Annotated in this window: 11 protein-coding genes; 4 read left to right on the top strand and 7 right to left on the bottom strand. The window is 68.0% G+C overall.

Features of this window, described 5'->3' with window-relative positions:
* Positions 1-517 precede the first annotated feature (517 nt).
* Together ON40_RS02095 and ON40_RS02090 are read left to right on the top strand one after the other, a co-directional pair.
* Positions 518-1,024 carry a phage holin family protein gene (locus ON40_RS02095; RefSeq protein WP_040817796.1) on the top strand — a complete coding sequence of 169 codons (507 nt, stop codon included), beginning with the start codon at positions 518-520 and terminating at the stop codon, positions 1,022-1,024.
* A gap of 31 nt (positions 1,025-1,055) precedes the next feature.
* Positions 1,056-2,015: an alpha/beta fold hydrolase gene (locus tag ON40_RS02090; protein ID WP_085997623.1), complete on the top strand. Its 960-nt coding sequence runs from the start codon at positions 1,056-1,058 to the stop codon at positions 2,013-2,015.
* A 37-nt stretch (positions 2,016-2,052) separates the two neighbouring features.
* Here the strand turns inward: ON40_RS02090 and ON40_RS02085 are convergent, their stop codons facing one another.
* The 4 genes from ON40_RS02085 to nth form a co-directional block, all read right to left on the bottom strand.
* Positions 2,053-3,246 (bottom strand): MarP family serine protease, encoded by a 1,194-nt coding sequence (locus tag ON40_RS02085; protein ID WP_040817794.1) that lies wholly within the window; start codon positions 3,244-3,246, stop codon positions 2,053-2,055.
* Positions 3,247-3,304: 58 nt separating this feature from the next.
* Positions 3,305-4,021, bottom strand: a complete 717-nt coding sequence (locus ON40_RS02080; RefSeq protein ID WP_245567620.1) for an NUDIX hydrolase — start codon at positions 4,019-4,021, stop codon at positions 3,305-3,307.
* Between the two features lie 182 nt (positions 4,022-4,203).
* Entirely contained in the window at positions 4,204-4,833 is a 630-nt protein-coding gene (locus ON40_RS02075; RefSeq protein WP_040817869.1) for a TlpA disulfide reductase family protein, read from the bottom strand.
* Between the two features lie 5 nt (positions 4,834-4,838).
* Positions 4,839-5,645, bottom strand: a complete 807-nt coding sequence (nth, locus tag ON40_RS02070; RefSeq protein WP_040817791.1) for an endonuclease III — start codon at positions 5,643-5,645, stop codon at positions 4,839-4,841.
* A gap of 166 nt (positions 5,646-5,811) precedes the next feature.
* Between nth and ON40_RS02065 the strand changes: the two genes are divergently transcribed.
* Together ON40_RS02065 and ON40_RS02060 are read left to right on the top strand one after the other, a co-directional pair.
* Entirely contained in the window at positions 5,812-6,054 is a 243-nt protein-coding gene (locus ON40_RS02065) for a hypothetical protein (protein ID WP_040817788.1), read from the top strand.
* A 248-nt stretch (positions 6,055-6,302) separates the two neighbouring features.
* Entirely contained in the window at positions 6,303-6,977 is a 675-nt protein-coding gene (locus ON40_RS02060) for a Crp/Fnr family transcriptional regulator (RefSeq protein ID WP_040817786.1), read from the top strand.
* A gap of 217 nt (positions 6,978-7,194) precedes the next feature.
* Here the strand turns inward: ON40_RS02060 and ON40_RS02055 are convergent, their stop codons facing one another.
* The 3 genes from ON40_RS02055 to sp36 form a co-directional block, all read right to left on the bottom strand.
* Positions 7,195-7,989: an MBL fold metallo-hydrolase gene (locus ON40_RS02055; protein ID WP_040817783.1), complete on the bottom strand. Its 795-nt coding sequence runs from the start codon at positions 7,987-7,989 to the stop codon at positions 7,195-7,197.
* A gap of 76 nt (positions 7,990-8,065) precedes the next feature.
* Entirely contained in the window at positions 8,066-8,527 is a 462-nt protein-coding gene (locus ON40_RS02050) for a RidA family protein (protein ID WP_040817780.1), read from the bottom strand.
* Positions 8,527-8,691, bottom strand: a complete 165-nt coding sequence (sp36, locus tag ON40_RS02045; protein ID WP_085997622.1) for a Sp36 family protein — start codon at positions 8,689-8,691, stop codon at positions 8,527-8,529. The genes ON40_RS02050 and sp36 overlap by 1 nt, the downstream gene beginning before the upstream one ends.
* Between the last annotated feature and the right edge of the window lie 223 nt (positions 8,692-8,914).

The raw sequence follows: 8,914 nt of genomic DNA, 5'->3' as shown, positions 1-8,914 counted from the left end.
GTCTTCGAAGCGATCCGCACCCAGAAGACCAACTGGTAACACCACATCCGAATCCGCAGGCCCGGAGCGCCTCGGCACTCCGGGCCGTCGCGTATCCGAACGACTGAGCGCAACCACCAACGCGCCCAGCGGCGAAGCGTCTCCGTCCGCCGGAACTTGCCCGCGAAGCGATAGGCAAAACCACAACACCCCAAGCTTTTTCGGCGCGGCTCGCCGTTCGGCGGCTGTCGTGTACGCGACGAAGGAGCAAGCGGCGGCCGCTGAATGCAGCGCCGTAAAACAGCCGGAGCGAAGCGGGAGGCCGAAAATACCGAGGCCGAAGATACAGCTAGCCTTCTGGGTGGCAGAACTCGCACGACGCCGCCGTGTTGGCGACGGCAATGGCGGCTCGTCCGCACGGTTCGGCGTTAGTGTTGCGGCGGGCGTACTCGACGGAGTGCGGCGCGGACGCAACCGCGAGCTGCCGTTGAGCAGAGCCTAGGCCGGACAGCACAGGGACAGGGAGAAGGGTCGAGCATTGAGCTTCACACAGGGCGGTAACGGGCAGGGCGCCGAAAGTGGCCGGGCCATTACCTCTATTCCGCTGTCCGAGGTCGACACCACGCGCACCGCGAGCATCGGAGACCTGGTTCGCGATGCCACCGAACAGATGTCGACCCTGGTCCGCGCCGAGGTGGCGCTGGCCAAGGCCGAGGTGACCGGGGAAATCCGCAAGGGTCTGCAGGGCAGCGTCTTCTTCATCGTCGCGCTGACGATCCTGCTGTTCTCGACCTTCTTCTTTTTCTTCTTCCTCGCCGAACTGCTCGACGTGTGGCTCTACCGCTGGGCGGCCTTCCTGATCGTGTTCGCGCTGATGATCGTGGCCACCGTGGCGTTCGCGGTGCTCGGCTACATGAAGGTGCGCAAACTTCGGGCGCCGGCCAAGACCATCGAATCGCTGAAGGAGACGCGGACCGTGCTGCCGCAGGGACTCGGCGCACATGCGTCGGATGTCAACGATGCGGTCGACACGTCCGGCCGCTAGCGCGCCGATTACGCTTTCCGGCGTGTCGTCTATTCCGAGTCCGGATCCGTCGAGCGTCCGCTACGACGGACCGTGGATCCATAAGGACGTGCATGCCAACGGCATTCGATTCCACATCGCCGAGGCGGCGCCCACCTCCGGATCCGGCGTGCGCGGAGACGATACGGCGGAGACCGATACCCCGCTGGTTCTGCTGCTGCACGGATTCGGCGATTTCTGGTGGTCCTGGCGGCATCAGCTGACCGGCCTGGCCGACCTCGGGTACCGCGCGGTCGCGGTCGATCTGCGTGGATACGGCGATTCGGACAAGCCACCGCGCGGCTACGACGGCTGGACCCTCGCCGGTGACGTCGCCGGACTCATCCGCGCGCTGGGCCACACCGACGCCACCCTGGTCGGCCACGCCGAGGGCGGACTGGTGTGCTGGGCGACCGCGGTCCTGCATCCGCGGCTGGTGCGCTCGATCGCGGTGGTGAGCTCGCCGCATCCGGTAGCGCTCAAACAGGCCGTGCTGCGCGACGGACGGCAGCGCCGGATGTGGCTGCCGAACTTCCTGCGCTATCAACCGCCGCGCTACGGCGAACGTCTGCTGACCACCCGGGACGGATTCGAGGTGGAACGGCTGCTGCGGCAGCGGGCCGGAACCGACTGGGCCGGATCGGCAGATTTCGTCGACACCGCCCGCCGGATGCGCGCGGCCATCCGCATCTCCGGCACCGCGCACTGTGCCCTGGAATATCAGCGCTGGGCGTTCCGCAGCCAGTGGCGTCCCGACGGCCACCGGTTCATGTCCGCGATGCGCGAACCGGTCCGCATCCCGGTCCTGGCCCTACACGGCGAATCGGACGGCTACATCCTCGACGCCACCATGCGCCGCGGCCAAGGCCTCTCCCCCGACCGCCGAATCGTATCCCTCACCGGCGCAGGCCATTTCGCCCATCAGGAGAGACCACAGGAAGTCACCGCCGAACTGGCAAAACTCCTATCTTGAACCGTTAAGGGCGACAACCGATCTCGCCCTGGCTATCTCAGCTCAGGACGCACTGGCCGGTGCCCACGGCGGCCGTGCGGCCTGCCGCGGCGTCGAGATCGGACCTGACCTCCTTCAAGGTCAGCACATATCCGGTGTCCTCGTCGGTGACGGCCGCGCCGAACACCACGCCCAGCACGTCACCCTGCGTATCCACCAGCGGCCCACCGGAATTGCCCGCCCGGACCTTGCCGCGCACGGTGTAGACCTCGCGCTCGACGGTATCGCTCTTGTAGATGTTGGGTCCGGTCAGATTCAGCGTCTCGCGCACGCGCGCCGCGCTGGCAGTGTACGGTCCGCCGCCCGGATAACCGAGCACGATCGAACTCTCACCCGAGGTCGCGGCACCCGAAGCCAGCGGAATCACCGGCGCCTGCAGACCGGGCACGTCCAGCACCGCCACATCCTTGGACGGATCGAACAGCACCACGGTGGCATCCAGCGGCCCCTTGGCGGTATCCACCTGCAGGGAATTGGTTCCGGCGACCACGTGCGCGTTGGTCATGATCCGCTCGGGGGCGACGACGAAACCCGAACCCTCCAGCATCCGCTGACAACTCGACGCGACACCGCGGATGCGCAACACGCTGTGCTGCAGGTTGACCGCGACCGGACTGTCGAGCACGCTCCCGTCCGGCGGGGCGACCGCGGCGATCGGCGCGCGACTGAACGGACCGATCACATCCGGCAGTCCGGAGGTGTTGAGCAGTTGGGAGAACTCGTTGGGCACCCGGCGCAGCCAGTTCGGCGCGACCTTGTTGACCTCCGAGAGCACCCGCGAACCGTTCACCGCAGCCGCGATCGCCGGTTGCGAGGAGGAGGCCAGCGGCAGCGCCAGCAGCCAGGCGGTGGCCAGGACCGCGACCAGTTGCAGGCACGCGCCCACCACGCTGTCCACGGCGCGGATGAACGTGTTGTGCATCCCGCTGCGGGCCGCGCGGCCCAGCACCATGCCGGCCACCTCGCCGACGATCACCAGCGCCACGATCAGCACCACGCCGACCAGGACGCGTTTGCGGCCCTCGGCGATGTGGATCAGGATGTGCGGCGCGATCAGGATGCCCGCCACCGCGCCCAGGATCACGCCCAGGAAGGCCAGTGCGGAAGCCACCGCACCCTGCCGCCAGCCCGAGGAGGCGGCCAGCAGCGCGATGATCACAACCGCGATATCGAGCCAGTCCGACGAGGTCATCGTGTCCTCCCCACTGCCGCCGATGGCCGCAGCCCTGCCGGCCGCGAACCCGACCGACTCATAACGTCATCCCAACTGCCTCGAGCGCGGCCTGCAGATCACGCACGTCGTGCGGATCCCATTCGCGCTCCCATCCCGAAACCGCCAGCAGACCGGCCAGTACACCGGCGGTGAATCCCCAGACGAGCATGCTGTCGACCTCGAACGCCGGGCTCATGTACCCCAGCGGATGTCGCACCACGAACCGATTCGCCGGATCGATCAGGTCCGCGATCCGCACTCGCGCCACCCGCGCGGCCTCGGTCTCGCTGACCACCCGCACCTCGCCGGGCGTGCGCCAGTACGCGAGCACCGGCGTCACGTCGAACCGCGAGGGCGGCACGAAGATCTTCGGCAGCACCGCGAGCGGATCCACGCCCGCGCGATCCAGACCGGTCTCCTCCCATGCCTCGCGGAGCGCGGTGTCGACCGGGCCGCGATCGCCGGATTCCACGCCGCCGCCGGGAAAGGCGACCTGGCCGCGATGCTGGCGCAACGTGGCCGCGCGCTGGGTGAGCAGCACATCCGCATCGGCGGGCAGTCCACCGGGCGCCGACGGGTCGGCTTCGGGCGAACCGCCGAACAGGACGAGCACCGACGCCTGACGCGGGCGCATCGCCGCGGCCGCGACCTGCCTCATCGCCGTCCGATTCAGCACCGGGTTGGTCCCGGTCGGGTCGGCCGGTTTGCGTTCGACGACGCCGCGCAGCCAGAACGGGATACCCTCGGTCACCAGATCCGGGCGCGCGCCGGACTCCTCGCGCCCCTCGCGGTCGCGCACTTTGCCTCCTCCGGCCTCGTCGCCGTGATCACCGCCCGCGGCGGCCGGGCTGCCCGCGGCAGCCGTATCGGACCGGTCTCGAGCACGGTAGCCGCATCCGACACCGTGCGCGCGACGGCCACCCCGATCGCGGTCGGTCATGCACGCACCCCCAGTTCGGTGGCGACCGTCTCGCTGATGTCCGCGACGTCGGCGAACGGGCGCGATACGACCTTCGCGATCGAACCGTCGGCACGGACCAGCACCGAGATCGGCAGCGCCGGAACCGCGCCGACCGCGGTCCGCACCCGGCCGTCGCCGTCCTGCACGCCGGGCAGATGAACCTTCAGATCCTGCAGCCGGGCCAGGGCCATCGACTCGTTCGGATCGCTGTGCACGGTGAGCACCGTCATCGCCGAGCCGACGCGATCGGCGAACTGCTGCAACGCGGGCAGTTCCTCGGCGCAGGGCCCGCACCAGTACGCCCACAGATTCAGCAGGGCGGGTTTACCGGCCAGCGCGGCGCCTAGATCCACCTGCCTGCCGTTCGCCAGGCAGTCCAGGCCGATACCGGCCAGCGGCCCCTTCTCCGGACCCGGCGCGGTGGTCGTCGGGCAATCGGCCAGGGCAGCGGCCGAGCGCTGCCCGCTGCTCACTGCGGCGGGCACCTTCGCGGCGGTCGCCGTTGCGCCGGGACGGTTTTCGTGGACTCCGCGAGGCCACAGCGCCACCGCGAGCGCGACGATCACGATCAAACCGACGAATGTCCATCGCCAGGCCGTGGGAATCGACCTCACCGGCCCACCAGTTCGAGCAGATGCTCCGCCTCCGGTCCCTTGACCAGCGCGGCCGCGGCGACCGGATCGGTCGGACCGGTCCCGAAGGACGGGCAATCCTTGGCCAGCAGGCAGGCGCCGCACGCGGGTTTGCGGGCATGACACACCCGGCGACCGTGAAAGATCACCCGGTGCGAGAGCATGGTCCACTCCTTGCGCTCGATCAGCTCGCCGACGATGTGCTCGACCTTGACCGGATCCTCCTCGGTGGTCCAGCCCCAGCGCCGGACCAGCCGCCCGAAATGCGTGTCCACCGTGATACCCGGCACATCGAAGGCATTGCCCAGAATGACATTCGCAGTCTTGCGACCGATTCCCGGCAATTTGACCAATTCGTCCAGATTTCCGGGGAGTACGCCGTCGTGCCGTTCCAGCAGAGCCTGGCCCAGACCGATCAGCGAGGACGCCTTGTTGCGATAGAAGCCGGTCGGGCGGATGTACTCCTCGAGTTCGGTGCGATCGGCCTCGGCATAGCCGCGCGCATCACGGTAGCGGGCGAACAGCGCGGGCGTGGTCATATTCACCTGCACATCGGTGCATTGCGCGGAAAGGATTGTGGCGACCGCCAATTCGAGCGGGTTCGTGAAATCGAGCTCGCAGTGCGCATCCGGGAATGCCAGCGTGAGTGTCCGATTCATCCGACGCGCCCGGCGTACCAGGCCGAGCCTGGTCTCGGCAGCGAATTTGGCCGTACGAGAAGCGGACGTGTCGCGCCGCCGCGGTTCGGCGGCGGCGCTGGGAGCGGTGGCGGCGGGTTTACGCACTCGTCCACCATACGGAACCCCTCCGACAACAGCCCGTCAATGAGTCGTGCGACCCGGGGAAATCGGCTCGATCGCGGGTGCGACAGCCACGTTCACAGCGTGATCGAGGCGACAGAGAATGCCTCCCGTGTTCCATCTGAGACCTTCTCCGTGTTTACTCCTCGATATGCAAGGACTCGCTGTGGTGCTCTTCCCGGTGGTGCTGATGCTGTTCGCGCTGTTCATGGAACGCGTCGAAAATCGGCTTCGCAAACTGCTCGAACCGGAAGAAGAGGTCCAGCAATACCTCGAACGTGCCAGCAATGCCGAGGTCAACGAGCTCGCGAAGCTGGGTGTACCGGCCGCCGCGGCTCATCCCGGCCGCAGACGTACCCGCGGCGACGAACTGGACGTCGCACAGGCGAGCTGATCCGGCACGCCGCGCCGACGCGACACGGGTGCGGCGGGAACCATTCGGGCATCGCGGTCGTTTCACCAACCGCATCTACGTGGTGTCTGTCACTACGCTGTCCGCATGCAAAGTAGACTGCACTGTCGGCCGCTTCGGCACGAGCCGGGGCGACAGCGACGGGCCCGCAGGCGGCAGCTTGCGTCGTCACCACGTAGGGACCCGCTGGCGCCGCCAGTACACCGTCAATTCCCATAAGGAGCACATTCGTGGACGAGGCCCTCGCCAGAGCAGGCATCTTCCAAGGCGTCGAGCCCACCGCAGTGGCAGCTCTCGCCAAACAACTACAGCCCGTGGACTTTCCCCGCGGACACATCATCTTCAACGAGGGTGAGCCGGGCGACCGGCTGTTCATCATCACCTCCGGCAAGGTGAAGATCGGCCGCCGCTCGCCCGACGGGCGAGAGAATCTGCTGACCATCATGGGTCCGTCGGACATGTTCGGCGAACTGTCGATCTTCGACCCGGGTCCGCGCACCTCCACCGCCACCACCGTGACCGAGGTTCGCGCGGTCACCATGGACCGCGACGCGCTCAAGGCATGGATCGATCAGCGCCCGGAGATCGCCGAGCAGCTGCTGCGCGTGTTGGCCCGGCGTCTGCGCCGCACCAACAACAACCTGGCCGACCTGATCTTCACCGACGTCCCCGGACGTGTGGCGAAGGCGCTGCTGACGCTGGCCCAGCGGTTCGGCACGCAGGAGGCCGGTGCGCTGCGCGTCACCCACGACCTCACCCAGGAGGAGATCGCCCAGCTGGTCGGCGCCTCCCGCGAGACCGTGAACAAGGCCCTGGCCGATTTCGCGCACCGCGGCTGGCTGCGGTTGGAAGGCAAGAGCGTGCTGATCTCCGATTCGGAGCGCTTGGCCCGCCGCGCACGGTAATTTCGGCCTCCGCTTCGCTCCGGCGTGTTCGCGGCCCCCGAAGTCTCGCCGTTCGGCCCCGTGTCGGGTATTCGTTCCTCGCACCCGCCACGCGTCCGACCGGCGAGACGGGCCGCGAACCTCGGAGTTGGCGTTGTCCAAGGTCTTGGAACGAGGTTCACCGGGCGTCGGCGTTGTCCGGGGTTGTTCGGGGTTGTTCGAGCCCCGGATGGCTCACTCAGTTCTGTTGGCTGCGTAGATAGGCCAGCTGGGCTTTGACCGAGCTGCGGGCCGCGGGCCACAGCTTCTTGTCGACGTCGGCGTAGACCTTCGCGACGACCTGTAGCGGCTTGGCGTTCGGGCCCAGTTCGCGCAGTGCCGCGCGCACCTGCTCCAGGCGCTCCTGGCGATGCTGGATGTAGTAGCGCAGGACGGGCTCGGCGTCGGGGTGGTCGGGGCCGTGTGCGGGCAGCAGGGCCCGGCCGGGGGCCACCTCGAGCAGGCGGTCCATCGAGGAGAGGTAGTCGCCCAGCGCGCCGTCGCGCGATTCGAGCACGGTGGTTCCGCTGCCGAGCACGGTGTCGCCGGTGAGGACGGCGTCGTCGAGGACGAAACTCACCGAATCGGTGGTGTGCCCGGGGGTGCTCAGCACCGTGATGCGCAGCCCGGCCGCCTCGACGACCTCACCATCGGTCAGCGGTGTGACCGAACCACGCAGATGTTCCGGATCGACCGCGCGCACCGTGGTGCCGGTCAGCTTGGTCAGCCGATCGATCCCGCCGGTGTGGTCGTGATGGTGGTGCGTGATCAGGGTGAGGGCGATATTTCCGCCGGTCTCCCGCGCGATCGCCTCGCTGTGCTCACGATCCTTGGGCCCCGGATCGATCACGATGCAATCGGATCGTCCGGGGGCACGCAGAATCCAGGTGTTGGTGCCCTGCAGGGTCATCTGGTTGGGGTTGTTCGCCAGCAGTACCGATGCGGTCGGCGTGACCGTCCGCAGTTGCCCGTAAGCCGGATGAGTGAGCGTCATGCTGTGTCCTTCTGCTTCGCTTGGCACGCGAACCTCATTCCTGCTTACCGCATTTCGTGCAGGGCCGCACCACGATCTAGCTCACCTCGGCGATGAGTTCCACCTCGACCGGAGTGTTCCTGGGCAGCTCGAAAACGCCGACCGCGGAGCGGGCGTGCGTACCGGCTTCGCCGAACAGTTCGCCCAGGAGTTCCGAGGCGCCGTTGATCACCTGCGGCTGCTCGTTGAATCCCGGTGCGGAGGCGACGAATCCGACGACCTTCACGATCCGCACGACCGAGTCCAGCCCGACCAGGTCGTGGACCGCCGCGAGCGCGTTGAGCGCGCACAGCTGGGCTGCCTGCTTGGCCTGTTCGAGACTCACCTCGGCGCCGACCTTGCCGACGGCCGACAGCTCACCGCCGACGAACGGCAGCTGACCGGAGGTGTAGACCAGCGATCCGCTGCGCAGCGCCGGGATGTAGGCGCCCGCCGGGGCGGCCACGGCCGGCAGCCCGAGCCCGAGCCGGCTCAGATTCTCCCGCCAGAGCTGCCCCATCAGCCCTTCACCCGCTTGAGGTAGGCCACGTGCTGCTCACCGGTCGGCCCCGGCAGCACCGTGACCAACTCCCAGCCGTCCGCACCCCACTGATCCAGAATCTGCTTGGTCGCATGCGTCAGCAACGGCACGGTCGCGTATTCCCACTGCGTCACATCACTCATGCGCCCGAGCGTATAGGTGCACCCCACCCCCGAGAACCTTTGGGCTCGCCCCAATTCGATGCCCCGACACTCGACACAAGCGCCCACACACCTCGTTCCACCAACCTCGAACAACGCCGACACCGAGGTTCGCGGCCCGTCTCGCCGGTCGGACGCGTGGCGGGTGCGAGGAACGAGTACCCGACACGGGGCCGACCGGCGAGACTCAGGGGGCCGCGAACCC

Origin of the sequence: Nocardia jiangxiensis NBRC 101359 (genome assembly GCF_000308615.1) — a bacterium.
GTDB lineage: Bacteria > Actinomycetota > Actinomycetes > Mycobacteriales > Mycobacteriaceae > Nocardia > Nocardia jiangxiensis.
This window is presented reverse-complemented; position numbering and strand designations above follow the sequence as displayed.